Annotated in this window: 23 protein-coding genes; 12 read left to right on the forward strand and 11 right to left on the reverse strand. The window is 70.3% G+C overall.

What is annotated here, in order from left to right; all coding sequences use genetic code 11:
• Nucleotides 1–21 precede the first annotated feature (21 nt).
• From KME78_RS43435 to KME78_RS43460, 6 genes are all read left to right on the forward strand, one after another.
• Entirely contained in the window at nucleotides 22–2,301 is a 2,280-nt protein-coding gene (locus KME78_RS43435; RefSeq protein WP_219535470.1) for a S9 family peptidase, read from the forward strand.
• A gap of 24 nt (nucleotides 2,302–2,325) precedes the next feature.
• Nucleotides 2,326–3,552, forward strand: a complete 1,227-nt coding sequence (locus KME78_RS43440) for a PucR family transcriptional regulator (RefSeq protein ID WP_219535472.1) — start codon at nucleotides 2,326–2,328, stop codon at nucleotides 3,550–3,552.
• 139 nt (nucleotides 3,553–3,691) lie between these two features.
• On the forward strand, nucleotides 3,692–5,287 hold the full coding sequence (locus KME78_RS43445) for an ABC transporter substrate-binding protein (RefSeq protein WP_219535474.1): 1,596 nt from the start codon (nucleotides 3,692–3,694) through the stop codon (nucleotides 5,285–5,287).
• The gene (locus tag KME78_RS43450) at nucleotides 5,287–6,261 is read left to right on the forward strand and encodes an ABC transporter permease (RefSeq protein WP_219535476.1); all 975 of its coding nucleotides are present in this window, start codon (nucleotides 5,287–5,289) and stop codon (nucleotides 6,259–6,261) included. Before KME78_RS43445 ends, KME78_RS43450 begins: the two co-directional genes overlap by 1 nt.
• Nucleotides 6,261–8,114 carry a dipeptide/oligopeptide/nickel ABC transporter permease/ATP-binding protein gene (locus KME78_RS43455; protein WP_219535478.1) on the forward strand — a complete coding sequence of 618 codons (1,854 nt, stop codon included), beginning with the start codon at nucleotides 6,261–6,263 and terminating at the stop codon, nucleotides 8,112–8,114. Before KME78_RS43450 ends, KME78_RS43455 begins: the two co-directional genes overlap by 1 nt.
• Nucleotides 8,111–8,884, forward strand: coding sequence for an ABC transporter ATP-binding protein (locus KME78_RS43460; protein ID WP_219535480.1), 774 nt, complete (start codon nucleotides 8,111–8,113; stop codon nucleotides 8,882–8,884). Before KME78_RS43455 ends, KME78_RS43460 begins: the two co-directional genes overlap by 4 nt.
• Here the strand turns inward: KME78_RS43460 and KME78_RS43465 are convergent.
• On the reverse strand, nucleotides 8,840–9,664 hold the full coding sequence (locus tag KME78_RS43465; RefSeq protein ID WP_219535482.1) for an NAD(P)H-binding protein: 825 nt from the start codon (nucleotides 9,662–9,664) through the stop codon (nucleotides 8,840–8,842). The two genes, KME78_RS43460 and KME78_RS43465, sit on opposite strands and share 45 nt — an antisense overlap.
• Nucleotides 9,665–9,749: 85 nt before the next feature.
• On the opposite strand from KME78_RS43465, the gene KME78_RS43470 reads away from it, so the two are divergent.
• Complete coding sequence (locus tag KME78_RS43470; RefSeq protein ID WP_219535484.1) at nucleotides 9,750–10,700, forward strand: Lrp/AsnC family transcriptional regulator; 951 nt, start codon at nucleotides 9,750–9,752, stop codon at nucleotides 10,698–10,700.
• A gap of 5 nt (nucleotides 10,701–10,705) precedes the next feature.
• On the opposite strand, the gene KME78_RS43475 is transcribed toward KME78_RS43470, so the two are convergent.
• The gene (locus KME78_RS43475) at nucleotides 10,706–12,061 is read right to left on the reverse strand and encodes a dipeptidase (protein ID WP_219535485.1); all 1,356 of its coding nucleotides are present in this window, start codon (nucleotides 12,059–12,061) and stop codon (nucleotides 10,706–10,708) included.
• A gap of 247 nt (nucleotides 12,062–12,308) precedes the next feature.
• On the opposite strand from KME78_RS43475, the gene KME78_RS43480 reads away from it, so the two are divergent.
• Both KME78_RS43480 and ald read left to right on the forward strand, forming a co-directional pair.
• A complete protein-coding gene (locus tag KME78_RS43480) occupies nucleotides 12,309–13,691 on the forward strand; it encodes an aspartate aminotransferase family protein (RefSeq protein WP_219535487.1) in 1,383 nt (460 codons plus the stop codon).
• Between the two features lie 27 nt (nucleotides 13,692–13,718).
• The gene (gene ald, locus KME78_RS43485; protein ID WP_219535489.1) at nucleotides 13,719–14,834 is read left to right on the forward strand and encodes an alanine dehydrogenase; all 1,116 of its coding nucleotides are present in this window, start codon (nucleotides 13,719–13,721) and stop codon (nucleotides 14,832–14,834) included.
• A gap of 91 nt (nucleotides 14,835–14,925) precedes the next feature.
• Here ald and KME78_RS43490 read toward each other — a convergent pair whose 3' ends face one another.
• The 6 genes from KME78_RS43490 to KME78_RS43515 form a co-directional block, all read right to left on the reverse strand.
• A complete protein-coding gene (locus tag KME78_RS43490) occupies nucleotides 14,926–16,314 on the reverse strand; it encodes a tetratricopeptide repeat protein (RefSeq protein ID WP_219535491.1) in 1,389 nt (462 codons plus the stop codon).
• A gap of 50 nt (nucleotides 16,315–16,364) precedes the next feature.
• Nucleotides 16,365–17,357, reverse strand: a complete 993-nt coding sequence (locus tag KME78_RS43495; RefSeq protein ID WP_219535493.1) for a sulfite exporter TauE/SafE family protein — start codon at nucleotides 17,355–17,357, stop codon at nucleotides 16,365–16,367.
• Nucleotides 17,358–17,491: 134 nt separating this feature from the next.
• Nucleotides 17,492–17,728 carry an SHOCT domain-containing protein gene (locus KME78_RS43500; RefSeq protein WP_219535495.1) on the reverse strand — a complete coding sequence of 79 codons (237 nt, stop codon included), beginning with the start codon at nucleotides 17,726–17,728 and terminating at the stop codon, nucleotides 17,492–17,494.
• Between the two features lie 113 nt (nucleotides 17,729–17,841).
• Nucleotides 17,842–18,588 (reverse strand): class I SAM-dependent methyltransferase, encoded by a 747-nt coding sequence (locus KME78_RS43505; RefSeq protein WP_219535497.1) that lies wholly within the window; start codon nucleotides 18,586–18,588, stop codon nucleotides 17,842–17,844.
• A gap of 119 nt (nucleotides 18,589–18,707) precedes the next feature.
• The gene (locus tag KME78_RS43510; RefSeq protein WP_219535499.1) at nucleotides 18,708–19,175 is read right to left on the reverse strand and encodes a Clp protease N-terminal domain-containing protein; all 468 of its coding nucleotides are present in this window, start codon (nucleotides 19,173–19,175) and stop codon (nucleotides 18,708–18,710) included.
• A gap of 7 nt (nucleotides 19,176–19,182) precedes the next feature.
• The gene (locus tag KME78_RS43515; RefSeq protein ID WP_214633670.1) at nucleotides 19,183–19,380 is read right to left on the reverse strand and encodes a helix-turn-helix domain-containing protein; all 198 of its coding nucleotides are present in this window, start codon (nucleotides 19,378–19,380) and stop codon (nucleotides 19,183–19,185) included.
• 56 nt (nucleotides 19,381–19,436) lie between these two features.
• On the opposite strand from KME78_RS43515, the gene KME78_RS43520 reads away from it, so the two are divergent.
• Nucleotides 19,437–21,149: an FAD-dependent monooxygenase gene (locus KME78_RS43520; protein ID WP_219535501.1), complete on the forward strand. Its 1,713-nt coding sequence runs from the start codon at nucleotides 19,437–19,439 to the stop codon at nucleotides 21,147–21,149.
• A 129-nt stretch (nucleotides 21,150–21,278) separates the two neighbouring features.
• Here the strand turns inward: KME78_RS43520 and KME78_RS43525 are convergent, their stop codons facing one another.
• Complete coding sequence (locus KME78_RS43525; protein ID WP_372455073.1) at nucleotides 21,279–21,950, reverse strand: NADPH-dependent F420 reductase; 672 nt, start codon at nucleotides 21,948–21,950, stop codon at nucleotides 21,279–21,281.
• 74 nt (nucleotides 21,951–22,024) lie between these two features.
• Between KME78_RS43525 and KME78_RS43530 the strand changes: the two genes are divergently transcribed.
• Nucleotides 22,025–22,426 carry a winged helix-turn-helix transcriptional regulator gene (locus KME78_RS43530; RefSeq protein WP_219535506.1) on the forward strand — a complete coding sequence of 134 codons (402 nt, stop codon included), beginning with the start codon at nucleotides 22,025–22,027 and terminating at the stop codon, nucleotides 22,424–22,426.
• A gap of 556 nt (nucleotides 22,427–22,982) precedes the next feature.
• Here the strand turns inward: KME78_RS43530 and KME78_RS43535 are convergent.
• The gene (locus KME78_RS43535; protein ID WP_219535508.1) at nucleotides 22,983–23,147 is read right to left on the reverse strand and encodes a hypothetical protein; all 165 of its coding nucleotides are present in this window, start codon (nucleotides 23,145–23,147) and stop codon (nucleotides 22,983–22,985) included.
• A gap of 105 nt (nucleotides 23,148–23,252) precedes the next feature.
• On the opposite strand from KME78_RS43535, the gene KME78_RS43540 reads away from it, so the two are divergent.
• Nucleotides 23,253–24,623 carry a hypothetical protein gene (locus tag KME78_RS43540; protein ID WP_219535510.1) on the forward strand — a complete coding sequence of 457 codons (1,371 nt, stop codon included), beginning with the start codon at nucleotides 23,253–23,255 and terminating at the stop codon, nucleotides 24,621–24,623.
• A 486-nt stretch (nucleotides 24,624–25,109) separates the two neighbouring features.
• Here the strand turns inward: KME78_RS43540 and KME78_RS43545 are convergent, their stop codons facing one another.
• Nucleotides 25,110–26,057 carry a quinone oxidoreductase family protein gene (locus KME78_RS43545; protein ID WP_219535512.1) on the reverse strand — a complete coding sequence of 316 codons (948 nt, stop codon included), beginning with the start codon at nucleotides 26,055–26,057 and terminating at the stop codon, nucleotides 25,110–25,112.
• Between the last annotated feature and the right edge of the window lie 70 nt (nucleotides 26,058–26,127).

Here is a 26,127-nt window from a genome sequence, read left to right on the forward strand (position 1 = left end):
ACCGACATATCGTCCCGTCCTATGAACGAGTTTCTGGATCCGGCGGTGTACCAGGGCGCGGAGAACCTGCTCGCGCATCGCAGGCCGGCGCTGGTGCGTGGCGGCAAGGTGACGCCCCGGTGGATCGACGGCGGCGCCCGCTTCTGGTACCGCGCCGACGCGCCCGAGGGCCACTGGTTCGCGCTCGTCGATCCGGCGAAGGGCACCCGCGAGCCGGCGTTCGACCACGAGCGGCTCGCCGCGGCGCTCGGGGCGGCCGCGGAGGTGCCGGTCCGGACGCTGCCGTTCGAGACCATCGAGTTGACCGGGTCGGAGGTGGAGTTCGAGGCCTTCGACGGGCGTTGGCGATGCTCGCTCGACTCGTACCTGTGTGAGCGGGTCGACCGGCCCGAGCGGCCGGGTCCGCTCGACGTGCGCTCGCCCGACGGGAAGTGGGTGGTCACCCGCCGCGGGTACGACCTCTGGCTCCGCTCGTCCGAGACGGGCGAGGAGCGGCCGCTCACCACCGACGGCCGCGCCGACCGCACCTACGGCGCCCAGCCCGACAGCCTGAGCTACGGCGTGCTGATGCGCAAACTCGGGCTGCCGTCGCTGCCGCCGCTCGTGGCGTGGTCGCCGGACTCCCGCCGGCTCGTCACCCACCGGCTCGACCAGAGCGGCGTGCCGCTGTCCCATCTGGTGGAGTCCGCGCCCGCGGGCGGCGGCCGGCCGGTGCTGCACTCCTACCACTACGCCATGCCCGGCGAGGAGGTGGTGCCGCGCGCCGAGCTCATCGTGTTCGACGTGTCCGGCGGCCCCGCCGTCGAGGCGAAGGCGGAGCCGCTCCTGATGTCCCTGCTCTCGCCCCTGCTGTTCAACCAGGTGTGGTGGGCACCCGACGGCGGCGCCGTCTACTACCTCGAACAGCCCCGCGACCTGAAGACCCTGCGGCTCAACCGCCTCGACCCGCGCACCGGCGAGGTGCGCCCGCTCGTCGAGGAGCACGGCGAGCCCCGCGTCGCGCTCGGCCAGGGGATGGGCCAGACCATCCTGCACCTGCTCGCCACCGGCCGGGAGGTGCTGTGGTACTCCCAGCGCGACGGCTGGGGCCACCTCTACCTGTACGACACCGAGCACGGCGAGACGGTGTGCCAGGTGACCTCGGGGGAGTGGGCGGTCCAGCGGATCCTGCACGTCGACGAGGACGAGCGCGTCGTCTACTTCCTCGCCTCCGGCCTGGTCGAGGCCGACCCCTACCGCCGCCAGGTGTGCCGGGCCCGCCTGGACGGGACCGGCTTCGAACGCCTGACGGACGACGACCTCGACCACGAGGTCACACTGCCGCGGAGCGGGACGTACTTCGTCGACTCCGCGTCGGCGAAGGCCACGCCCCCGGTGACCACCGTCCGGGCCTGGGACGGGAGCGTGCTCGTCGAGCTGGAGCGGGCCGACGTCACCGCGCTCCTGGAGGCGAGATGGACGGCGCCCGAGCAGTTCGCGGCCAAGGCCGCCGACGGGGAGACCGACATCTACGGAGTCCTCCACCTGCCGCGCGGGTTCGACCCGGCCAAGCGCTATCCCGTGATCGACAGCCCGTACCCCGGCCCGCACCACGGCCGCCTGCACCCGTCCTTCGAGGGCTTCCCGCACGTCGACCGCGAGGCGGAGGCCATCGCCGCGCTCGGCTTCGTGGTCGTCACCCTGGACGGACGCGGCACACCGGGCCGCAGCCGGGCCTTCCACGACCACTCCTACGGCCGCTACGACACCGCGGGATCCCTGGAGGACCACGTCGCCGCGCTGCGGCAGCTGGCCGCGTCGCGGCCGTGGATGGACCTGGACCGGGTCGGCGTCTACGGCGGCTCCGGCGGCGGCTACGCGACGGTCCGCGCGATGTGCCTCTACCCCGGCTTCTACAAGGTCGGCGTGGCCGCCTGCGGCAACCACGACCAGCGCTTCTACCAGCTCGCCTGGGGCGAGACCTACGACGGCCCCTACGACGCCGAACGGTACGCCCGCTCCTCCAACGTGGAGATCGCCGACCGGCTCGAAGGCAAGCTGCTGCTGATCCATGGGGAGATGGACGACAACGTCCACCCGCACCTGACCATGCGCCTCGTCGACCGGCTGATCGCCGCCGACAAGGACTTCGACCTGCTCATCGTGCCGGGTGCCGAGCACCTGTTCGTCGGCTACGAGTCATACGTCATACGGCGCAGATGGGACTTCCTGGTCCGCCACCTGATGGGCGTGGAACCTCCCCCTGGCTACAAGATTGCTCCGATTCCACCAGATCCAGCTATTTTGAGCGGACTTGGGTGATATGCGGAATGTAGGCTGACACGCGTGACCACTGAGTTGCAGCGCCTCATCGACGGCCTGGGCCGGCGGTTACAGCGCAACATCACGGTCGACGACTGGCGGCTGCGCCAGCTGGCCTTCTCCTCCCACGAGTTCGGCGGGGTCGACCGGCTCCGCGAGCTGTCGATTCTCAAGCGGGAGGTGCCCAGCGGCGCCGCCGACTGGACGTTCGGCGCGGGCGCGAAGACGGCCGACGGACCGTTCCGCCCGCCCATCGCGCCGGAGATCGGCGCCACCATGCAGCGGCTGTGCGTGCCGATCCGGCAGGAGGGCGTCCTGCTGGGGTTCGTCTGGATCCTCGAAGGCGACGACCCGCTCACCGATCCGGAGACCGAGGCCGTGCTCGCCGCGCTGGACACGATCGCGATCGCCATCCAGCGTGACCAGCTCGCCCATGAGCTGCACAAGAGCCGGTCCAGGGGGCTCCTGAGGGATCTCGTGGCGACCGACGACCCCCGCGCCCGCGAGCACGCCGCGGCCGAACTCATCGACGCCGACCTGTTCGTCGCCAGCGAGCCCGTCGTCGCCGTGGTCGTCACGCTCCACCCGGGTGAGCCGGCGCTGCTCGACGGCGAGCGCAACGTCCTGGACGGGTGGCTCGAACGCATCGGCGCGCGGCTGCTGGACCGGCGGCACGTCAGCCTGATCCGCCGCGACCACGGGCTCATGCTCGTCTCGGACAAGGACCCGCTGGTCAGCGGGGCCGCCAAGCAGAGCCTGCTGGCCGAGCTCGTCGGCAACCTCAGCCGCGACCTGACCGGCGTCGAGCCGGTCGTCGGCATCGGCGAGCCGGTCGACGACCTGCGCGACTTCTACCGCTCCTACCAGCAGGCCGCGCACGCGGCGCGGGTGACCCGGCTGGCGGACGGGTTCGGGCAGGTCACCTCCTTCGACCGGCTGGGCGTGTACGGGCTGCTGTCCCGCATCCCGCCGGAGGAGCTGACCGTGCACGCTCTGCCACCCGGGCTGCGCCGGCTCCTGGAAGCAGGCGTCAAGGGTGAGCAGCTCGCCGACACGCTGGAGGCGTTCCTGGAGCACGCCGGCGACGTCCAGGCGGCGGCCGAGAAGCTCTTCATCCACCGGACGACCCTCTACTACCGGTTGCAGCGCATCGAGGAGTACACCGGGGCGCAGCTGGCCCTCGGCGAGGACCGTCTCGCGCTCCACCTCGGGCTGAAGATCGCCCGCCTGATCGGCCTGCGCCACGACTGACGGCCGCCGAGCGGTCACTCCGACAATCTGCTGCGTTTGTCCGCCGAGGATTGCGACTCCTGTCGTTACCGCTGGTCCGCGGCCCGTACGACACTGATGCGAACGCGCTCAGCTGAGCCCTTTCGATTGGAACAGAACCATGCGCATCAGGTTCAGCGTTCTCATCGCCGCCACTCTGACGACCGGGCTGGCCGCCTGTTCGGGAGGACAGGCCGGCGTCGGCGGCAAGCCGGTGGAGTACGCCAAGGACGGCACGTTCACCTTCACCCTGCCGAGCGATCCCGGCGTCGTCGACCCGTACCGCAACATCGCCAGCCTCGGCGAGATGGGCAGCCTCGCCTACGACCCACTGATCAACGTGACGCCCGAGGGCGAGATCGTGTCCGGACTGGCCGAGAAGTGGCAGGCCGACGAGAAGACGGCCACGTTCACCCTCAGGAGCGGCGTCACCTGCTCCGACGGCACCCCGCTGACCGCGAGCAACGTGGTCAAGGCCTTCGACTACCTCAAAGACCCGAAGAACCAGTCGCCGCTGTACGGACTGCTGGTCCCCACCACCCCCTTCACCGCCACCGCCGACGACGCCGCCCGCACCGTGCGGGTGGAGATGAAGACGCCGTTCGCGCTCCTGCTGCAGACGCTCGGCCGGGTGCCCGTCATCTGCCCCAAGGGCGTCGCGGACCCCACGCTGCTGGAGAAGTCGTCCGCCGGCACCGGGCCCTTCGTGCTCAGTGAGATCGTCCGAGGCGACCACTACACCTTCACCCTGCGCAAGGGCTACGCATGGGGACCGGGCGGCGTGCGCAACGACGTCCCCGGCACCCCGGCGAAGATCGTCGCCAAGGTCGTACCCAACGAGACCACCGCCGCGAACCTGCTGCTGTCCGGCGAGGTCAACATGGCACTCGTCGCCGGCGCCGACCGCGATCGGCTCGCGGCCCGCAAGCTGCCGCACTTCGACGTCTCCGCGACGCTCGGCGAGCTCTGGTTCAACCAGCGCGACGGCCGGCCCGGCACCGACCAGCAGGTACGGCGCGCGCTCACCGCCGCGCTCGACCTCGACGAGCTGGCCCGGGTCTCCACCTCCGGGAAGGGCAAGAGGGCCGACGGCCTGGTCGCCAACGACTCGCAGCCGTGCGCCGCCGACACCGTCACCGGGCTGCTGCCCGCGACCGACCCCGGCCAGGCCGCCGCCCTGCTCGACCAGGCGGGCTGGAGCACGGGCGCGAACGGCGCCCGCGCCAAGAACGGCAAGCCACTCAAGCTGGACCTGCACTACAGCACCAACGACGGCGAAGGCAACATCGCCGCGGCCGAGCTGGTGGCGCAGAAGTGGAAGGCGCTCGGCGTCGAGGTCAAGCTCACCGGAGACGACCTGAACGCGCTCAACCGGGCCATGTTCGAGACCGGCGACTTCGACGCGTACTGGGCCGGGTTCAAGCTCAACCTGCCCCACCAGATCGTGCCCTTCGCCACCGGCGGGACCCCGCCACAGGGCCAGAACTTCGTCGGCATCAAGAACGCCGCCTACGAGAAACTGGTGGCACAGGCCGACCGGACCGCCGGCGAGGCGGGCTGCAAGCTGTGGAACGACGCGGAGAAGGCGCTGTTCCAGTCGGCGGACGTGGTGCCGGTCTCGGAGTCGGAGGTCCCCTACTTCCTCAACAAGGCCGAGGCGCGGACCGAGGGCTGGCTCCAGCTGCCGATCCCGACCAGCATCCGGGTGCTGCGCTGATGACCAGCGTGCCGATCAGGCCGCTGAGCGCCCCCTGGCTCTCGTTCGCGCTGCGGCGGACCTGGCGGTTCCTGGTGTCGCTGTGGGTCCTCGTCACCGCGTCGTTCCTGATGATCCACCTGATCCCGGGCGACCCGGTGCGGGCGGCGCTGGGCACCACGGCGCCCGTCGAGCTGGTCGAGGCCCGCCGCCAGGCCCTGGGGCTGGACGCTCCGCTGTGGCAGCAGTACGCCGGCTTCCTGCGCGGCTGCCTCACCGGCGACTTCGGCGCCTCGATGGTGAGCAACCTGCCGGTGTCCCAGGTGCTCGGCGAACGCCTGCCGGAGACGGTCAAGCTGGCCCTGCCGGCGTTCGTCCTGGTGCTCGCGGTCGCGGTGCCCGTGGGCGTGCTGATGTCCGTGCTGACCAGGGGCGGTCGGCGGCGGGGCGGCGAGCTGGCGTTCACGTCGGCCAGCGTGTTCGTGGCCGCCGTCCCGGAGTTCCTGCTGGCGGTCGGGCTGGTCTACGTGTTCGCGGTGTACCTGCCGTGGCTGCCGGTGGCCGGGCGGGAGGAGCTGAGCTCGTACGTGCTGCCGGTGCTGTCGCTGGCGATCGCCCCGGCGGCGGTGATGGCGCGGATCGTCCGCGTGGAGATGCTGTCGGTCCTGGGCGAGGACTACATCCGCACCGCACGGGCCAAGCGCCTGCCGGACCGGTTGGTGTACGTCCGTCACGCGCTGCCCAACGCCCTCACCGCGACGCTCACGCTCGCCGGCCTGATGCTGACGGCCATGGTCGCGGGCACGGTCCTCGTGGAGAACGTGTTCGCCTGGCCAGGACTGGGATCGACGATCGTCCAGTCGATCCTGCAGAAGGACTACCCGATGGTGCAGGGCGTCGTACTCGTCTACGGCATCGGCGTGCTGCTGGTGAACCTGCTGGTCGACGTGCTGCTGGCGGTGCTCGACCCGCGTTCGACGATCAAGGAGAGCTGATGGGCGGGAAGTGGCTCGCGGCCCTGCGCACCCCCGTCGGGGCCTGCTCGGCGGTGCTGCTCGTCGTGGTGGGCGCGCTGGCGGTCCTGGCGCCGATCCTGTGGGGCGTAGGCGCGGACGCGACCGACACCGGCGCCATCCAGCAGGGCCCGTCAGGCTCGCACCTGCTCGGCACGGACTCGCTGGGCCGGGACATCTTCCTCAGGGTGCTGGTCGCGACCCGCCTGTCGGTCGGGCTGGCCGTGACCGCCACCCTGATCGGGCTGGTGGCCGGCGTGATCCTGGGCATGGCGCCGTCGGTCCTGCCGCGCCGGCTCGGCCGCCTGGTGGTCTCGGCGGTCGGCATCGCCGTGGCCTTCCCGGCGCTCCTGCTGGCGCTGTTCCTCGCGGTGATCTTCGGGGTCGGGATGCAGGGCGCGGTCCTGGCCATCGGGCTCGCGGGCGCGCCGTCGTTCGCCCGGCTGACGCAGACGCTCGCGGCGTCGGTCGCCGGGCGGGACTTCGTGTCGGCCGCCAGAGTGGTCGGGGTCGGCCGGCTCCGGCTGATGACCCGCCACATCCTGCCGAACATCGGCGAGCCCCTCGTGGTGAACGCCACCATCGGCGCCGGCAACGCGCTGCTGGCCTACGCGGGCCTGTCGTTCCTCGGGATCGGGGTGCAGGCCCCCGACTACGACTGGGGGCGGCTGCTCGGCGATGGACTCGACCGCATCTACACCAATCCGGCCGCGGCCCTCGCGCCCGGCGTCGCCGTGGTGATCGTCGGGCTGGCGTTCAACCTGTTCGGGGAGACCGCCGCCGCGGTCGTCGGCACGCGTACCCGGACCCTCAGGCCCGGCCGCGAGCCGACGAGCCGGGCCGCGCTCCCCTCCTCAGGCGGCGGGTCCGTGCTGGCGGTGGAGAACCTGCGGGTGGCGTTCGGGTCCGCGACCCCTGTCCGCGGGGTGAGCTTCACCGTGGCGGCGGGCGAGGCGGTGGGCGTGGTCGGGGAGTCCGGCTCGGGCAAGAGCCTGACCGCGCTGGCGGTGTCGAGGCTGATCGAGCCGCCTGGCGTCGTGACGGCGGACCGGCTGGAGTTCATGGGCGCGCCCCTGAACACCACTCCTGACCGCCTGCTGGGGACCTCGTTGTCGGTGGTGTTCCAGAACCCGATGACCTCCTTCAACCCCACCCGGCGTGTCGGCAGGCAGCTGGCCGAGGTGTCGGAGCAGCACCAGGGGCTGTCCCGCCGGGCGGCGCTCGACCGGGCCGTGGACCGCCTGCGCGCGGTGCACGTGACGGATCCGGGTCGGCGCGCCCGCCAGTACCCGCACCAGTTCTCCGGTGGGATGCTCCAGCGGGCGATGATCGGCATGGGGCTGATGGCGAGCCCGCGACTGGTGGTGGCCGACGAGCCCACCACCGCGCTGGACGTCAGGGTGCAGCGCGAGGTGTTACGGCTGCTGGCGGAGGTGCGTGCGCGCGAGAACGCGGCCATCCTGCTGATCAGCCACGACATCACGGTGGTCGCGCAGGCCTGCGAGCGGGTCCTGGTCATGTACGCGGGCCGGATCGTGGAGGACCTGCCGGTCGGAGACCTCGACGGCGGCGCGCGCCACCCGTACACGCGGGCCCTGATCGCCGCCGTGCCCGGCATGGACACCGACCGCGAGCAGCCGCTCGCCGTCATCCCCGGCCGGCCGCCGGAGCCGGACGCGATGCCTGACGGGTGCGCGTTCGCGGCGCGCTGCCCGTCCGCGAGCGACCGCTGCCGCGCGGCCGACCCGGAGCTCGCCACGGCGGGGCCGGGGCACCGCGTCGCCTGCTGGCACCCGGCGGACCTCGTCATAGGAGCTACGGGAGGTGCCGCATGAGCGAGCTGGTCTTCGAGGAGGTCAGCGTGCACTACGGCAAGGTCGCGGCCGTCGAGCGGGTCACCCTGGCGGTGCCGTCAGGCACGACGGTCGGGCTGGTCGGCGAGTCGGGATCGGGCAAGTCCACCCTCGCCAGAGCCGCCGTGGGCCTGGCGCCCATCAACTCGGGCCGGGTCCTGGTGGACGGCACGGACGTGCGACGGTTCTCGCGGCGGCACCGGCCGCTGCAGATGGTGTTCCAGGATCCGTACGCGTCACTCGACCCCCGCATGACCATCGGCGAGTCGATCACCGAGGCCATGCCACGCGGCACCGCCGACCGGCGCGGCGAGGTGGCTCGGCTGCTGGAACTGGTCAGCCTCGATCCAGAGCGGGCGGCTATGCTGCCTGCCCAGCTCTCCGGTGGCCAGCGACAGCGCGTCGCCCTCGCTCGCGCGCTGGCCGGCCGGCCCGAGGTGGTGATCGCCGATGAGATCACCTCGGCGCTCGACGTGTCCGTGCAGGGCGCGATGCTCAATCTCCTACGGGAGCTGCGGGGCGAGATGGACCTGACGATGCTGTTCATCTCGCACAACCTGGCGGTGGTGCGCTACGTCAGCGACATCGTCGCCGTCATGCGTCACGGACAAATCGTCGAGGCCGGCCCTGTCGACCAGGTGCTGGAGGATCCGCAGCAGCCGTACACCCGCGACCTGCTGGACGCCGTCTCCCATCCGCTCGGCTCCTCAGCCGAAGTCGGCCGCGTGGTCGGTGGCCCATTGGCGCAGTGATCGGGCCGGGGCGCCGGTGACGTCCTGGACGGTGGTGGTCAGGGTGGGCGGCGGCCCGGCGAGCATGGCGGCGTAGCCGTCGAGGAGCACGTCGACGAAGGAGTCGGGGAACGTCTCGTCGGCCAGCAGCCGTCGGCGGGCCTCCTCCCGGGTGAGCTCCCGCCAGCGCAGCGGCCGGCCCAGCGCCTCGCCGATGACGCGGACCTGGTCGGCCTGGGTGAGCACCTCGGGGCCGGTCAGGGTGTACGTGGCGCCGTCGTGCCCCGGCTCGGTGAGGGCACGGACCGCGACGGCGGCCATGTCGGCCTCGTGGATCAGGGACATCGGCAGCGCGCCGTAGGCCCCTTCGACGATGTCGCCCGCCCGGATCTGGTCGGCCCACCACAACGTGTTCACCGCGAAGGTGCTCGGCCTGATCATGGTGGACTCGATTCCGCAGCCGTGGGCGAGCCATTCCTGCTCTTCGAAGCTGAAGTCGGGGACGCCGCCCGTACCCAGGAAGACCACCCGGCGGGCCTGCCGCGCGATGACCTCCAGCACGGCGGGCAGCTGCTTGCCGGTGTGCAGCGGCCAGAGCAGGAAGACCGCGTCGATGCCGTTCAGGCAGGCCGCGATGGTGTCCGGTTCGGACAGGTCGCCGCGCATCACCTCGACGTCGGCGGGGAAACGGGCGCGGTCCGGATCGCGGGTGACCGCCCGCACGGCATGGCCGGTCTGTTGTAACTGGGTGATGATCTGGCCGCCGACGTTTCCGGTGGCGGCGAGGATGAGCAGGTTCATGGCACGAGCGTCGCCCACGACCCCGTACCGTGCCCATCCAGGCGACTAGGATCGCCGGAAACCGTCACTAGAGCGGGGTTTCCGGATGGATACTGTCGACCGGGGTCTGGTTCACGCACTGCAGATCGACGGCCGGGCCTCGTTCAGGGCGATCGCCGACGTGCTCGGGGTCTCGGAGAACACCGTGGCCCGCCACTATCGGCGGCTGCGCGGCCAGGGCGTGCTGCGGGTGGCAGGCCTGGTCAACGGCGGACGGCTGGGGCACACGCAGTGGACCATCCGGCTGCGCTGCACCCCGGACGCGGCCGGGCCGGTCGCCAAGGCCCTGGCCGCCCGTGACGACACCTCGTTCGTGTACCTGCTGTCCGGCGGCACCGAGGTCTCCTGCACCGTGCAGACCCGCGGCACCCAGGACCAGGACGCCCTGCTGCTGGGCAGACTGCCTCGCACCAGCGGGGTCGTCTCGATCTCCGCCCACCTGTTGCTGCGGGGGTTCGTCCTGCCGGACGGCTGGCAAGGGCTCGCCTGGCTGGCACCCGACCAGGCCGACCGGCTGCGACCGCCGCCGGTCGAGGCCGGCGACGGCCCGATCGAGCTCGACGAGGGCGACAAGGCGCTGCTGCGGGCGCTCAACCTGGACGGCCGCGCGCCGTACGCCGAGCTGGCCGCCGCGACCGGCTGGTCGGAGACCACGGTGAAACGCCGCCTGTACGCGCTACGCAGCCAGGGAATCGTCAGCTACCAGCTCGACATGCCGCCCTCGGCGGTCGGATTCGGCACCCAGGCCCGGCTGTGGATCGCCGCCCGGCCGGCCAAGGCGGTCGAGGTCGGTGAGGCACTGGCGCGGCACCCAGAGATCGCCTTCGCGTCCCTCACCACCGGCCCCACCAACCTGCTCGCGGCCCTGAACTGCCGCGACCCACGGGACCTGGGCCACTACCTCACCGAACGACTCGCCCCGCTGGAAGCGATCACCACCATGGAGACCGCTCCCATCATCCGCACCGTCAAACGCGCCGGGCCGCTGCTGCTGTAGCGGAATCAGACCCCGAGAGCGGAGGGCAGGCTGAGCTCCCGCAGGAACAGCGCCTCGGCGGTGGCGATGCGGCGCAGCTCCTCCAGGTCCACCCGCTCGTTGGGCGCGTGGATGGCCGCGTCCTCGTCCTCGGCCCCGAACAGCAGGATCTCCGCCGCGGGGAACTGCTTCAGCAGCGTGTTCACCAGCGGAATGGACCCGCCGGCGCCCACGTCACGCGGCGGCCGCCCGAAGGCGCGCTCCATCGCCCGGTTGAGCGCCGCGCGGGCCTTGCCGCCCGAGTCGGCCTGGAAGCCCGACCCCACGGTGAAGTCGCCGAACGAGACCTGCGCGCCCCACGGCGTGACCTGCCGGAGGAACTCGACCACCGCGTTCACGGTCGTCTTGGGGTCACCCGACGGGGGAGTACGGACGGTGACGCGGGCGCGGGCCGCGGGCTGGACGGCGTTGATGGCGCCCGACACCGAAGGCGCGTCGATGCCGGTCACGGTGATGGCGTACGACGCCCACAGACGGTCCGCCAACGAGCCGGAGCCGACCAGCGAGACGTCGTCCAGCGCCCCGGCGGTCTTGCGGAACTCCTCCTCCGACGGTCCCTGACCGAGGAAGCTGCCCCGGGGCAGGCCCGGCACCCGGATGTCGCCGTTGTCGTCGTGCAGCGAGGTCAGCATCCGCATGAGCGCCGCGAGCGCGTCGGGGGCGGCACCGCCGAAGGAGCCGCTGTGCACCGGCTCGCGCAGGGTGCGGACCTCGATGGTGAAGGCGGCCATGCCGCGCAGCGAGGTGGTGACCGAAGGGTCGCCGACCCGCGGGTTGCCGGTGTCGGCCACCACGATGGCGTCGGCCCGCAGCAGGTCGGGGTTGCGCTCGACGAACGCCTCCAGGCGCTCCCCGGCGTACTCCTCCTGGCCCTCGATGAGGACCTTCACCCCGACGGGGAACTGCCGCTGGAACACCCGCAGAGCGGTGACGTGCGAGATGATGCCCGACTTGTCGTCCGCGGTGCCCCGGCCGTACAACTGGCCGTCGATCAGGGTCGGCTCGAACGGTGAGGTGCGCCAGGCGGCGGGATCACCGGCGGGCTGCACGTCGTAGTGCGCGTAGAGCAGCACCGTGGGCGCGCCGGGCGGTGCGGCCACCTCCCCGTACACCGCGGGGAAACTGCCCTCGACGGGCACCCGCTGCACGTGCGACAGCCCGGTGCTGCGCAGGAGTTCCTCGGTCAGGGCCGCGGCGGCGAGTACGGGCTCCTCGGGATGCCCGGGAAAGGCCACGGACGGGATGGCGGCGAGCCGCCTGAGGTCCTCGACGGCCTGCGGCATCGCGGCCGCGACGGCGCTCTCAATCTGTTCAGGAGTCACGGACGGTCCCCCGGGGCTTTCTCGGTAGTTGTCGTTCTCGACAGTTAACGTCTCATTGGATCACAGAAGGCTCCACAACGCGTGAAACAGGCATGACCCGCGCGCTAATCTACCTGCGGATTTCGTAGCTGTTACATACCGTTCCTGCGGATCTCGGATTTCTTGCATACTGTTGCGACGCTTTCGCTTGGCAAACCCGAGGTGAACATGCAGACTGTGGGGAGATCGGACACGAGGGAAGATAATCATGACGCAGCCGGAAAACGAGATTCTCAAGGCCGCGCAGGATCACCTGTGGTTGCACTTCACCAGGCACAGTGCCTACCAGCAGTCGGAGATCCCGACCATCGTTCGCGGTGAGGGCTCCTACATCTACGACATCCACGGCAAGCGCTACCTGGACGGCCTGGCCGGACTCTTCGTGGTCCAGGCCGGTCACGGCCGGAGCGAGCTGGCCGAGGCGGCCGCCAAGCAGGCGCAGGAGCTGGCCTTCTTCCCGCTGTGGTCGTACGCGCACCCGAAGGCGGCCGAGCTGGCCGAGCGGCTGGCGAGCCTGACTCCGGGCGACCTCAACAGGGTCTTCTTCACCACCGGCGGTGGCGAGGCGGTCGAGTCCGCCTGGAAGCTGGCCAAGCAGTACTACAAGCTGGTCGGCAAGCCGCTCAAGCACAAGGTCATCAGCCGCCAGATCGCCTACCACGGCACCCCGCAGGGCGCCCTGTCGATCACCGGTATCCCGGCGTTCAAGCAGATGTTCGAGCCGCTCGTGCCCGGCTCGGTGCGGGTGCCGAACACGAACCACTACCGCGCCGACGAGATCACCGGCGTCAAGGGGATGAGCCCGGAGGAGTACGGCATCTGGGCCGCCGACCGGGTCGCCCGCGCGATCGAGATGGAGGGCCCCGACACGGTGGCCGCCGTCTTCGCCGAGCCGGTGCAGAACGCCGGCGGCTGCTTCCCGCCCCCGGCCGGCTACTGGCAGCGGCTGCGCGAGATCTGCGACGAGTACGACGTGCTGCTCGTCTCCGACGAGGTCATCTGCGCCTTCGGCCGGCTCGGCACGATGTTCGGCGGCGAGAAGTTCGACTACGTGCCCGACATCATCACCTGCGCCAAGGGTCTGACCAGCGGCTACTCGCCCATCGGGGCGATGATCGTGCACGACCGGCTGTTCGAGCCGTTCAAGAGCGGCGACGAGATGTTCGCGCACGGCTACACCTTCGGCGGCCACCCGGTCTCCGCGGCCGTGGCGCTGGCCAACCTCGACATCTTCGAGCGCGAGGACCTGCTCGGCCACGTCACCAAGAACGAGCCGCTCTTCCAGGCCACCCTCGACGGGCTCAAGGACCTGCCGATCGTCGGCGACGTCCGGGGCGCCGGTTACTTCTGGGGCATCGAGCTGGTCAAGGACAAGGCCACCAAGGAGACGTTCACCGCCGAGGAGTCGGAGCGGCTGCTGCGCGGGTTCCTGTCGAAGGCACTGTTCGACGCCGGGCTCTACTGCCGGGCCGACGACCGTGGCGACCCCGTCATCCAGCTCGCGCCGCCGCTCATCGCGGGGCCGAAGGAGTTCGACGAGATCGGGTCGATCCTCCGCAACGTGCTCACCGAAGCGTGGGCTCGCCTCTAACGCTTTAACGGAACGAAAGGATCCGCGATGAAGATCGGCGTGCCTGCCGAGGTCAAGAACCACGAATACCGAGTCGCCGCAACCCCGGCAGGCGTGCACGAGCTGGTCCGCCACGGCCACGACGTGACCGTCCAGCGAGGTGCGGGCCTGGGCTCGCACATCCCGGACGAGGAATACCTGGCGGCGGGCGCGAAGATCATCGACAGCGCCGACGCGGTGTGGGGCGAGTCGGAGATGGTGCTCAAGGTCAAGGAGCCGATCGCCGAGGAGTACCACCGGCTGCGCGAGGGCCTGGTGCTGTTCACCTACCTGCACCTGGCCGCCTCCCGGCCGTGCACCGACGCGCTGCTCGGCGCGAAGACGACGGGCATCGCGTACGAGACCGTGCAGGTCGGCCACACGCTGCCGCTGCTCGCCCCGATGTCCGAGGTCGCCGGCCGGCTGGCCCCGCAGGTGGGGGCGTACAACCTGATGCGCTTCAACGGCGGGCGCGGCGTGCTGCCGGGCGGCGTGCCCGGCGTGGCCCCGGCCAAGGTGGTCGTGATCGGCGGCGGCGTCTCCGGCCTGAACGCCGCCCAGATCGCCGTCGGCATGGGCGCGGACGTCACCGTGCTCGACACGAACGTCGACCGCCTGCGCTTCATCGACGCCATCTACCAGGGCCGGCTCAAGACGCTGGTCTCGACGTCGTACGCGATCGAGCGGGAGGTGCTGAACGCCGACCTGGTCATCGGCGCGGTCCTGATCCCGGGCGCCAAGGCCCCGACGCTGGTCTCGAACGAGCTGGTCTCGCGCATGAAGGCGGGTTCGGTGCTCGTCGACATCGCCATCGACCAGGGCGGCTGCTTCGAGGACTCGCGCCCGACCACGCACGCCGAGCCGACCTACACCGTGCACGGCTCGATCTTCTACTGCGTGGCGAACATGCCGGGCTCGGTGGCCAACACCTCCACCTACGCCCTGACCAACGCGACGCTCCCGTACGCCGTCAAGCTGGCCGACCAGGGCTGGCGCGAGGCGCTCAAGGCCGACGCCGGCCTGGCGGGCGGGCTCAACACCTATGACGGGCTGCTCACCAACGGTCCGGTGGCGCAGGCACTCGAACTGCCGTTCACGCCGGTGACCGAAGTCCTCGTCGCCTGAGCCCTCTCAGCCTGAGCTGTCTCAGGCTGAGCTGTCTCAGGCTGGGGCAGATAGCGAGCAGTAGCTTGAGCGTCCGATAGCGCGAGTGGTGCTATCGGACGCCGAGCCGTTGGCGCAGGTCGCGGGCCGTGGCCAGGACGTGGTCGATCTCGCCGGGGCTGGGCCAGGGCGCGCTGCCCGGACGCAGCAGCGTGCCGCGTACCGACGCCAGATACTCGATCGCGCTGGAGTGCAGGCCGCTACGCCGCACCAGCCAGCCCAGCACGTCCGCGTGGTCGTGCAGCGGCCTGGTCGCCAGGTCCCAGGTGCCGAGGATCTCGGCCAGCTCGGGTACGCCCAGCGAGACGCCGCCCCTGCGACCGGTGGCGGCCGCGGCCAGCTCGGCCCGCGCGGCCAGCTCGGGCTCGGCCAGCCGGTTCCACGCCGGGGGTGGCGGGTCGGCCAGCCATCGCGCGGCCTCGTCCGTCTCCCCGGACGCCGACAGCAGCCCGGCCAGCTCGATGGCCGCCTGGTGATGCCCGGCCAGCGCGGCCTGGCGGAACCAGTGCCGCCCACCCGCCAGATCACCGAACTCGGCGATGAGCAGCAGCCCGAAGTGGAAGGCGGACTCGGCGTCGCCGCTGGCCGCCGCCCGGCCGAACCAGTGGCCGGCCCCCGCGGGATCGCCGAGCTCGACGCAGACGAACCCGGCCATCCGCTGATCCGCCAACCGGCCCGCGTTGGCGGCCCGCTCGAACCAGGCACGGGCCGTACGCAGATCCCCGTGACTCAGCGCGATGCCGCCGAGCTGCGAGGCGGCACCCGGATGCTCGCTCTTGGCGGCCAGCCGGTAGTACGCCTCGGCCCCCTCAGGGTCGCGGCTGGCCTGGAGGAACAGACCGAGACAGTAGGCCGACTCGGCATGGCCCTCGCGCGCGGCGTACTCCCACCAGTGCAGGGTCTCCTCGTCCTCGCCCGCCGCGTACGCCAGGAAGCCCAGATCGTGCGCGGAGGCCGCGTCGCCGTCGGCGGCCGCCCTGCGGTGCCACTCGCGCGCCGCCGCGACCTCGCCGCCGTCCTCGCAGACCAGCGCCAGTCGCCGGGCGGCCGTCCTGGAGCCCTCACGGGCCGCGGTCTCGAACCACCTTCTGGCGGCCTCGACGTCTCCGCGCTGCTCCAGCAGCATCGTCGCCAGGTTGACCGCGGCCTCGACGTCGCCGGTGGCGGCGGCCAGTTTGTACCAGGAGACGGCCTCATCCAGGCTGCCGTGCTTCTCGTGCCAGACGCCCAGGTTGTAGGCGCTGTCGATGTTGCCGCCCGCCGCCGCCCGTTCCCACCACTCCTTGGCCGCCGACCGGTCGCCGCGCTGCGCGCACAGCCGGCCGAGCCGGTGCGCCGCCTGCGGGTCGCCCGCCTGCGCGGCCATCAGCAGCTCAGGCTCGTCTCCCACGCGTGGCGCCGGAACGGCCGGCGCCGCCACCTCCTCTTGCCACCACGCCATGGGCACAGGGTGCCAGGTAATCGAGAGAATGCGAACAGTAATCGCCGACGCTAGGAGAAGTTGATGTACCCGATGTACATCCCCATCCCGCATACGTAGCGAAGTGACCCTGGGCGTTGTGATGGCAGGCGTACCGTCGCGGGCAGGGCGAAGTCCCGCCCGGCGATCGTGACCGTCCGGGTGCAGCCCTGATCGGCCAGCTTGAAGACGATGTCGACGGGCACTCCCGCGCGCGCGGTCACCATCGCGGGCCGGTAGCCGTCGCGCGTCGCCCAGACGGTGACCGTACGGGCGGCTGTGGATTCATCGGTGGCCGGCCCCGGACCCGCTTCGGTGGTGGCCGATCCCGGAGCCGCGAGTGTGGATTCAGTGATGGCCGACCCCGGTGGCGCGAGCCAGCCGCCCAGACTGACCCCCGAGCCGACCGTCCACAGGCCGGCCACGAGCGCCGCCACCCCGGCCAGCCTGGCGAGCCTGGTCCGCGAGACCCGCCGCAGGACCCAGCCCAGCAGCGCGAAGGCAGGCGCCGTGCCGATCACGAACCCGGCCATCACCGCCGCGCCGCCCAGCGGCGACCCGCTGGAGACCGCGACCATCTCCATGCCCAGCGTCACTCCACAGGGGATGAGGATGGTGGCCGCGCCCAGCAAGGGTGCGCTGCCGACCGCGTTGCGGATCGCGCTGCGGACCGCACTGCTGGCCTCGCGCCTGGGGGTCTCGTCGCAGCCGGACTGTCGCCGCCGCCGGAGCAGCCTGGTCGCGTACGCGATGACCATGATGCCCGCCGCCACCAGCAGCAGCGCCCGCACCTCCGGGGGCAGGCTGACGGCCGAACCGACAAGGCCGAGCAGCACCCCGGCGGCCGAGTAGGAGACCAGCCGGCCCGCGAGGAACCAGGCCACGAGCACCGGATCGCGCGACGGCCGCTCACAGCCGCCTGAGGTGAGGCCCACGAGCAGGCCGCCCTGTACTGCCGTACAGGACGCGGTCCCCGCCACGAGTCCGGCGACGAGCCCGCTGGCGAGCAGGGCGAGAGGCTGCACGCTCAGCAGCTGCACTGGCCGCAGAACCGGGCGATCGACTGCATACGAGCCCCCACTTCTCGACAGTCCCTAGAAGCAACGTAACGTTGCGAACCGGGTGCGGCCAGTAACAGTTCTTTCACCCGCCGGGACGGTTAGCTCTTGAGTACCGACATCCGCTCGAAGTACTCGTCGTCGGTCATCTCGCCGCGAGCGTACCGCTCGGCGAGGATCCGCTCCGCCGACCCCGTCGCGCTGACCTCGGTACGCCGGCGACCCTTCTGCCAGGCCCGGGCGCCCAGGGCGACGAGGGCCACCCAGAACAGACCCCAGAGAACCGGAATGATCGGCCAGAAGCCAGCGCCCCAGCCCCAATGCGTCATCGTGTTCATGTCTTCCAGGGTCGCCGCCGGATGAGCCCGGCACATCAGACCCTCGGCGCGTCCTGAGCTTCACCCAGGGGAGTGTTCGGCCTCGTTCGTCGTACGCCCGCGGTGGTAGCCGGTCAGGCCCTGGCCTCGATCAGGAAACGGGTGGAATGGGCGACGAACGGTCCGTCTTCCTGGATGCGTTCGTGCAGCTCGCGCAGCTCTTTTCGATAGCGGCCGACCGAGAAGTCCGGCACGGTCCAGATGACCTTGCGCAGGAAGTAGATCACCGCGCCGATGTCCCGGAACTCCATCCGCAGCGACTCGGCCCGGAGGTCGGTCACGGTGAGCCCGGCCTGCTCGGCCGCTGCCCTGGCCTTCTCGGGGTCGCGGCTGGAGCCGTCCAGCGGGCCCAGGAAGTATTCGCTCAGCTCGACGACACTGCGCGGGCCGACCTGCTGCGAGAAGTAGGTGCCGCCCGGCCTGAGGATCCGGGCGATCTCCGCCCACCAGGTGTGTACCGGGTGGCGGCTGACGACCAGGTCGAAGGTGTCCGCGCGGAACGGCAGGCGCGGCCGCTCGTCGTCGGCCACCAGCGCGGCGCCGCGGGGCCGCAGCCGCCTGGCGGCCAGGGCGAGGTTGGGCGGCCACGACTCGGTGGCGACGGTGATCGGCGGGAGCTTCGGAACCCCGGCCAGGATCTCGCCGCCGCCGGTCTCGATGTCGAGCGCGGCCTCGGCCGTGGCCATCCGGCCGGCCAGGAGACGGGCGTACCCCCAGGAGGGGCGGGCCTCCGTCGCCCGGCCATCGAGCCAGGAGAAGTCCCAGCCGTCCACGGAGACCGACTCGGCCTCTTCGACCAGGTCGTCGAACGTGCGGTTCATCCTTCGAGCCTGTCAAGGGGGTGGCTCGCGATCAACTCGATTTCCCCGCACACCGCCTTGTTCTTAGGCGGCCAGGGTTAAGTGGCCAGGTTTAGGCGGCCCGGTTTAGGCGGCCCGGTTTAGGCGGCCAGCCGATCGCGAACCTCCGTGCGGTCGATGCCGAGGTGGTCGATCAGCGCGGCCACGGGATCGGGCCGTCCCTGGGCGAGCAGGGCCAGCAGGAGCTGGGCCGGGCCGGCGGTGTTCCTGACCTTGCGGGTGGTCGCCTTGATCGACTGATTGATCGCCGCCCGCGCGCTGGAGGTCAGCGCGGTGCCCGGCACCGCCGGATGCTTGCGCGGCCGGGCCGGTGGCACCTCACCCACGTCGATCCCGAGCGCCCGCAGCGCCGCCCGGTCGAGCTCCTCGAGCGCTGCCCGCGCCCGTTCCAGATCCACGCCGAGCGCCTGGGCGGGGGCCTGACCCGGATCACGCAGCAGCCCGAGCAGCAGATGCTCGGTCCCCAGCCGCCGATCGCCGCGCTGCCTGGCCTCCTCCAGCGCCGCGGTCACGACCACCGCGAACGGGCTCTTCTCCATCCCGAACATACGAACCTCACTTTCCGTACTTCGCGTGCACCGACTGCCGTGACATGCCGAGCGCGTCGCCGATCTGCTCCCACGTCCACCCCTGCTCCCTGGCCAGGGCCACGGAGACGGCCTCGACCTGCTCGGCCAGCCGGTGCAGCGCGCCGACCGCGCGCAGCCCCATGGCGGGGTCGTTCGACTTGATGCGCTCAGAGAGTTCTCCCATGTCCACCCTGTCAGGCTAGGTTGACAGGGCTGCTTTGTCAATCTAGCCTGACGGCCATGGAAGAAGTAGTGATCATAGGAGCGGGCCCCGCCGGGCTCATGCTGGCGTGCGAGCTGCGCCTGGCCGGCGTCCGTACGATCGTGCTGGAGAAGCGAGCCGAGCCCGGCGACCTCCCCAAGGCCAACGGCCTGGGCGGGCAGATCATCCGGCTGCTCGACCACCGGGGTCTGCTCGAACGGTTCAGCGCGGGCAGCCCGTTCGCCGGGCGCGCGCCGCGCTTCCCGTTCGGCTCGGTGCCCCTGAACTTCGCAGAGCTGGGCGGCGACGCCCCCTTAGAACTGCTGATGATCCAGCAACCGCGCCTGGAGCGACTGCTGGGCGAGCGCGCGGCCGAGCTCGGCGCAGAGGTCAGATGGGGCCACCGGCTGAGAACGCTCGTCCAGGACGACGAAGGCGTGACGTTGGAGGGTGACGGCTTCCGGCTCCGGGCCCGGTATGTCGTCGGATGCGACGGCGGTCGCAGTCTGGTGCGCGAACAGGCGGGCATCGGCTTCCCCGGCACAACGGACGACGAGGTGCTGCTGCTCGGCCACTTCAAGGCGCCCCATGCGTCCCTCTTCGACAGCCCGCAGGTCAGTGGCCTGCAGCCGGGCTGGAACCGTACCCCGAACGGCCGCCTGCTGCTCACCTCACTCCGGCCCGGCGTCCACATCGTCGGCGTGCGCGAGAAGATCGCTGATGCCGGCGAGAAGATCGTCGGCCTACGCGAGGAGGTTGTAGGCGTACGCGACGAGGCCGTCGGCGTCGGCGAGGAGGTTGCGGGCGTACGCGAAAAGGGGACGGCGCCTGCGTCGGCCGTCACTCTGGAGGAGTTCGAGGAGGCGGTGCGCCGGGTCATCGGTGTCGACCTGCCGCTTGGCGAGCCCATCTGGCTGTCGAGCACGGTCTCGCAGGCCCGCCTCGCCGACCGCTACCGCGAGGGCCGGGTGTTCCTGGCCGGTGACGCCGCCCACCTGTTCCCGGCAGGCGGCTCGGCCCTGAACGTCGGCCTGATGGACACCGCCAACCTCGCCTGGAAACTGGCCGCCCACCTGCACGGCCACGTGCCGACCGGCCTGCTCGACACGTACGAGGCCGAACGCCGTCCGGTGGCCGCCCACACCCTGCGCCACACCCGCGCCCAGGCAGCCCTGGAGCGCCTCACCGGCGAGGACGGCACGGCCCTGCGCGACCTCCTCGCGGAACTGCTCACCTTCGAGCAGCCCCTGCGCCACCTCGGCGAAATGCTGCAGGGCTCCGACATCCGCTACGGCACAGCACCCCACCCACTGACCGGCCGCTTCGCCCCCGACCTGACACTGACCACCGCGGACGGTCCGACCCGCGTGGCGGACCTCATGCGATCGGCCGACTGGCTACTCCTCGACCTGCGCCCCACATCCTCGGAGCCGGGCGAACTCGTCAGCCAGCGTCCGGTGGCGTCGGACCTGGGCGAGTTGGTCGGCCAGCGTCCGGTGGCGGCGTCGGATCTGGGGGAACTGGTCGGCCAGCCGGTGGCCTCAGACCTTGGCGAACTGGTGGGCCGGCGTCCGGTGCCGTTGGACCTGGGTGACCTGGGTGACCTGGTCCGCGATGGCCGCCTCCGAGTCGTCGTCGCGCACTGCGCGGCCCCGCCCGCCGACGCCCTGCTCATCCGCCCCGACGGTTACGTGGCCTGGGCGGGTACGGACGGCCTGCCCGAGGCGGTGACCACCTGGCTAACCCCTTGACCTGCTGGTCGTTCCGGCGGAGTCACTCGCGACCACCTGGCTCACCCCCTTGACCTGCTGGTCGTTCCAGCGGAGTCGCTCGCGACCACCCCGTACAACCCCCGCCCGACCCTCCAGTGCCCTTGGACGTCAATGAGCGATGGCCATCGCGAAAGGCACAGGCCCGAGCGCGCGAACGAGGCCGCCGACCATCAGCAGGAACGCCTCGGGCCCCCGTGCCGTCTCCACACCCCCGAGGTCGATGATCCACTCCGGTACCCAGCCCAACTCGGCCAGCAGCCCACCGACGACCTTCTTGGCGTCGGCATCGTCCCCGGACAGGAAGGCGGTGGGCGACACGGCCAGCAGGGCCGGATCGGCCATGACCGATGAGTGCATGGTGTTAAGCGCCTTCACCACGCGTACGTCCGGCAACGCCCGCTGGATCTCCTCAGCGAGACTGCTGCCCGGATAAAAGAGAGCCGACGCGAAGCCGTACGCGTCGGATTCGGTGGCGTTGGCGATGTCGACCAGCACCTTGCCCGACAACTCTGCCGCGAGGCCGGTCAACACCTCCACCGACACCCCGCCGGGCAGGGCATTGATCACCACCTCCGCTGACTTCGCCGCCTCACGCAGCCCGGCGACCCGTACTCCGAAGTCGGCGGCGACCGCGTCCGGGGCACGAGAGCCCACAATGACCTCGTGCCCCGCGTCGCGCAGCCTGCCGGTAAGAGCCCGGGCCACATTGCCCGAGCCGAGGACGGTGATCGTCGTCATGCTCTCTTCACTCCTAGATCGGGCGGGATTCGCCCTGTTCATGAGCGAAGTTAGGCGGTGCTACGGTCGAACGGCAGTACGCACTTCAAAGTGCCCAGCGCACGCGAAGGGATGCCATGACCACGCGCACCGCCGCCCACCGGCGCGTCGACGGCCGGGACTCCTACCAGGCCCGCTTCACCGCCTGCCCGGTCAACCGACTGATCGACCGCATCGGCGACAAGTGGGTAGCCGTCCTGCTCAACGAACTCGCCGAAGGCCCGCGCCGCTACGGCGACCTGACTCGGACGATCGCGGGCGCGAGCCAGAAGATGCTCACGGAGACACTGCGCCACCTCGAACGCGACGGCCTGATCTCACGCACGGTCACCCCCGCAGTGCCGGTACGCGTCGACTACGCACTCACCGACCTGGGCCGGAGCCTGCTGCCCGTGATCGAGGTCATGAAGCAATGGGCCGAGGAGAACATCGACCAGATCGACAGCGCCCGCGAGGCATACGACACCCGCGACCGCTGAACCCCCTCCAAGCAATGCCTTCCCCAGTGGGCGCTCCGCGCTCAGAAGCTCAGACAGTGTCCAGTGGGGGCGCGCCCCCACACCCCGCTCAACTACATCGCCTTCGCCGTGGGGGCGCTTCGCGCCGATCAAACTCAGACTGTGTCTATTGGGGCTCCCGCCCCAAACCCCAAGCCGAGGGGCTCCCGCCCCTCGAACTCCCCGACCGCTTCGCCGTCTGGAGCGGTCGCTTCGTTGACCTGAGTCACATCAGCAAAGCTAGTGACCCGTCACGCAATCTTGGCCAGGTAACTGGTCCAGCTCCGGATGAGTGAGTTGGCGGCGAAGCTGGTTTTCGGCTACGCGCGAGTGTTGCGCCAGTGGACGTAGGCGACGATCGCGGCTTTCCGCTCGTCATGAGTGCGATGATCGGTGCCGTTGACGGCGTAGTAGCGCAATGCGACGAATTCGGACTCGATTCAGTTCAGCCACGAACCGTAGGTGGGCAGGAGCATTCAGCTCGATGTCGTTGTCGGCGGCCCAGGAGCGGACCTGGGGATGTTTGTGCGGTGAGTAGTTATCCAATGACCACGTACAGTTCCTCGCCGGAGAGCTTGCCGGCGGCCAAGTCGAGCGCGGCGATCATGCGCACCACGCCGAAGTAGCGGTTGTAGGTGGCCCGCAGCCGAACCGGGTTTCCGGCCGGCCGCCAACGTTTGCCCTTGCGCGACATCAGCTTCACACCGAAACCGCAGGTCGCAACGTCACTTTACGACCTCTTAATGCCACTCGAACCAAAGCCTCAACCACATGACCGAATGGCAGCAAACACGAATATCATGTGGACATGTGGAAGGTGCCGGTCACCGCTCCCGAGGCACTGCCGTACGTCGTGGACGCGGCGCGCCGTGAACGCTATCTCGGGCTCATGGTCATTCTGGCCCGCACCGCGGAGGCGCGCACGCTTCACGAGGAGTTGGTACGGGACTGGACCAGCATTCATGACGTGACCGGCCAGAGCATTGCCGTGCTTTGCCCGGACCCCGGGTTCGTGCTGAGAGAGTCGGAGAAGGAGGGCAGGTACTACGGGATCGAGAACAGCGTCACCAGATACTGGTCGAACCTGACCCTCGACGAGGCTCGTGACCTTCCCCACACCCGGTTGGTGATTCCCGGCCAGGACAGTCTCCCCCGTGGGCGACCGCTCCCGCTCCCGCCTTATCCGGCAGAGGTGCAGCAGGCCGCCTGGACCGAGGCCGTGACTCGCTGTGCCACCTACTTCGGCATCCGCGAAAGCCGTCTCCCCGCGTTGCTCGTGCTGTGCTTGCGAGACGAACGGGACGCACTGATCCAACTCCGGCCGCAGACGAGCATCTACCGGCTGTGCAAGAGAATCGCGTCGCACCCCGGCCACGAGCCGGGAGACGAGGACCGGCTGGAGGAGCGCGACGAACTCGCCGAACTGGTCGAACACCTCGCGATCGGTCGCGGTCACCATGCGCTGGTACCGGACAACGACCCTCCGCGGACCATGCGCAGGCTGCTGACCGTCGCAAAGGTGAGCACGCAGTTCGAGGGGTTGCACAAACACCTGAGCATGATCGCGAATGTCGATCCCGATCTTAACCTTGCGTGGTGCACACGACTCGATGAGCTCACCGAATCGGACGCCGACCACAACGCCGTGCTGTCCTACCTGTCCGAGATGGCACAAGCTGTCCACGCGCACCCACGCAGGACCGAGCTTCTCAATCTGAACAAGAAGGCCCGCAAAGTTGAGCGCGCCGTCAAGGCAGCCGCGAATCCACCTCCGGAGTGGCGCTATATCCCCGAAAGTCCGGCCGCGAGGGCCAAACGAGAGGCGGAACGCGCCCGAGCGCAGGCTAAATTGGCCGAACTGGAACGAGTGTTGAACAGAAGGCCGGGGTTGGCGGCCGCATGCGAGACCGCGGCCAGAGCCGAACTGGGCGCATGCGAGATCGCCCAGCTGGAACTTGACGAGTACATCGGCATCCTCCGGGGCTATCCCACACAGCGAATACACGCGGTGACGCCGATCGGCCCGCCACCCGATGATGGCGCGAACATCGCGACCCACAACGACATCTCCGGGACGGTGCACGGGACCGCGGTGCAGGCGGGGCACATCGACGCTGTGCACTTTCACGGCCGCCGCAGGTTGTTCGGCATCATTCGAAAGCGTGGCCGTCGGCAGTAGATCCAATGCCGCAACCATCCTTATGGCCCAATGCAGGCCGTGAAGTGCTTCTCGGCAGCAGCCCAGGTACTACGCATGACCCCCGAACCACCCGTGCAACGGGCCAGCGCACCCGTGTCTGCAGCCCGGCCACCCAACCCGGTGGCCGGGCCAGCTTGCAAGATCACCCCAATGGGCGGCCGTGATCAGCACCCGGTCACCGTGACGGACATGTAAGCCAGGCATCAGCGCAGTTCAGAGGAACGATCTGGTCATCGGCGGTCGGTAAAGACTTGCACCACACCCCGGGCGATGAGGTGTTCGGCCAGGGTGCGCAGGCTCCAGGTGGAGTGGCCGGTGATGTCCATTCCGCGGGGACCGTCCGGGCGATCAGGCAGATGTGCTCGCGCACCTGTTCACTTCAAGGACGGGCCACAGTAGCTGCCGATCAGGCGGCCCAGGGCGCTTGTGGTGCCCGACAGCGCCCCGAGCAGGCATGGGCTGACGTCACCCGATCCGGACGATGCTCTTGCCGCGGGTCGCTCCACCGGCGAGATCGGCGATGGCGGTCTCGACGTCGGCCAGCTCGTATTCGGCGGTGATATCTATGCCGACCTTGCCGTCCCCGACCAGTTCCAGCGCGCGGCGTACGCTGTCGGCGAGCCGCTCGGGATGGGTCTGGCTGAGCAGGTTGCTGTTGTAGGTCAGCATCGACGTGCCCCGCATCAGCAGATCGTTGGCCGAGACCGAGACCGGCTCGAAGGTGGCGATGTTGCCGTAGACCACGATCCGGCCGTGCGCTGCCAGGCGTTCCAGGTTGGCCAGCCGGGTCTGGCCGCCGATGGGATCGAGAATCACATCGAAGTGCTCCCCGTCCAGAGCTTGGGGGAACTCCTCGCGGCTGAGCACCAGGTCATAACCGATCTGCCGCGCGTAATCCACCTGTGCCGGATTGCCCACGACACCTACGACCCGCCCCGCGCCGGCGGCCCGGGCGAACTGCCCCGCGAGCGTACCGACCCCGCCGGCCGCCGCGTGGATCAGCACGCTCTGGCCCGGTCGGACACCCGCGACCGTGTTGATCAGGTCGTAGGCGGTGGAGGTGACCCAGCCGAACGCGGCGGCGGTCCGCGAGTCCACGGTGGGCGCCGCGATCGCCAGCACCGAGGGAACGACGACGACTTCCGCGAAGCCGCCCGAACTGGTCAGCGCGATGACCTGCTCCCCGACGCGCGCCGGATCGACACCCTCCCCGACCGCGACGACCTGCCCGGATGCCTCGAAGCCGGGTACGAAGGGACGAGGAGTCGGGAAGTGACCGTCACGGATGAGCACGTCCCCCCACTGAACACCCGCGTAGGCGACGCGGATCGCCACCTCCCCGCGCCCCGGGACAGGCTCGGCGATCTCGGTCATGCGGAGCTGGTCATCGGTGGCGAGCACTGCAGCCTTCATAGTTCACAACCTTCTTGCTCGACTCAGTATCCTGATACTCGGAAGCTAGCGAGTCTCAGGTAGCTGAGTC

Source organism: Nonomuraea guangzhouensis, from assembly GCF_019396345.1.
GTDB classification, from domain to species: domain Bacteria; phylum Actinomycetota; class Actinomycetes; order Streptosporangiales; family Streptosporangiaceae; genus Nonomuraea; species Nonomuraea guangzhouensis.

What these genes read in the sequence shown, in the direction of transcription:
- KME78_RS43435 (WP_219535470.1), top strand. Translation starts at nt 22, where the DNA reads ATGAACGAGTTTCTGGATCCGGCGGTGTACCAGGGCGCGGAGAACCTG.
- KME78_RS43445 (WP_219535474.1), top strand. Translation starts at nt 3,692, where the DNA reads ATGCGCATCAGGTTCAGCGTTCTCATCGCCGCCACTCTGACGACCGGG.
- KME78_RS43450 (WP_219535476.1), top strand. Translation starts at nt 5,287, where the DNA reads ATGACCAGCGTGCCGATCAGGCCGCTGAGCGCCCCCTGGCTCTCGTTC.
- KME78_RS43455 (WP_219535478.1), top strand. Translation starts at nt 6,261, where the DNA reads ATGGGCGGGAAGTGGCTCGCGGCCCTGCGCACCCCCGTCGGGGCCTGC.
- KME78_RS43460 (WP_219535480.1), top strand. Translation starts at nt 8,111, where the DNA reads ATGAGCGAGCTGGTCTTCGAGGAGGTCAGCGTGCACTACGGCAAGGTC.
- KME78_RS43465 (WP_219535482.1), bottom strand. Translation starts at nt 9,664, where the DNA reads ATGAACCTGCTCATCCTCGCCGCCACCGGAAACGTCGGCGGCCAGATC.
- KME78_RS43470 (WP_219535484.1), top strand. Translation starts at nt 9,750, where the DNA reads ATGGATACTGTCGACCGGGGTCTGGTTCACGCACTGCAGATCGACGGC.
- KME78_RS43480 (WP_219535487.1), top strand. Translation starts at nt 12,309, where the DNA reads ATGACGCAGCCGGAAAACGAGATTCTCAAGGCCGCGCAGGATCACCTG.
- ald (WP_219535489.1), top strand. Translation starts at nt 13,719, where the DNA reads ATGAAGATCGGCGTGCCTGCCGAGGTCAAGAACCACGAATACCGAGTC.
- KME78_RS43490 (WP_219535491.1), bottom strand. Translation starts at nt 16,314, where the DNA reads ATGGCGTGGTGGCAAGAGGAGGTGGCGGCGCCGGCCGTTCCGGCGCCA.
- KME78_RS43500 (WP_219535495.1), bottom strand. Translation starts at nt 17,728, where the DNA reads ATGAACACGATGACGCATTGGGGCTGGGGCGCTGGCTTCTGGCCGATC.
- KME78_RS43505 (WP_219535497.1), bottom strand. Translation starts at nt 18,588, where the DNA reads ATGAACCGCACGTTCGACGACCTGGTCGAAGAGGCCGAGTCGGTCTCC.
- KME78_RS43510 (WP_219535499.1), bottom strand. Translation starts at nt 19,175, where the DNA reads ATGTTCGGGATGGAGAAGAGCCCGTTCGCGGTGGTCGTGACCGCGGCG.
- KME78_RS43515 (WP_214633670.1), bottom strand. Translation starts at nt 19,380, where the DNA reads ATGGGAGAACTCTCTGAGCGCATCAAGTCGAACGACCCCGCCATGGGG.
- KME78_RS43520 (WP_219535501.1), top strand. Translation starts at nt 19,437, where the DNA reads ATGGAAGAAGTAGTGATCATAGGAGCGGGCCCCGCCGGGCTCATGCTG.
- KME78_RS43525 (WP_372455073.1), bottom strand. Translation starts at nt 21,950, where the DNA reads ATGAACAGGGCGAATCCCGCCCGATCTAGGAGTGAAGAGAGCATGACG.
- KME78_RS43530 (WP_219535506.1), top strand. Translation starts at nt 22,025, where the DNA reads ATGACCACGCGCACCGCCGCCCACCGGCGCGTCGACGGCCGGGACTCC.
- KME78_RS43540 (WP_219535510.1), top strand. Translation starts at nt 23,253, where the DNA reads ATGTGGAAGGTGCCGGTCACCGCTCCCGAGGCACTGCCGTACGTCGTG.
- KME78_RS43545 (WP_219535512.1), bottom strand. Translation starts at nt 26,057, where the DNA reads ATGAAGGCTGCAGTGCTCGCCACCGATGACCAGCTCCGCATGACCGAG.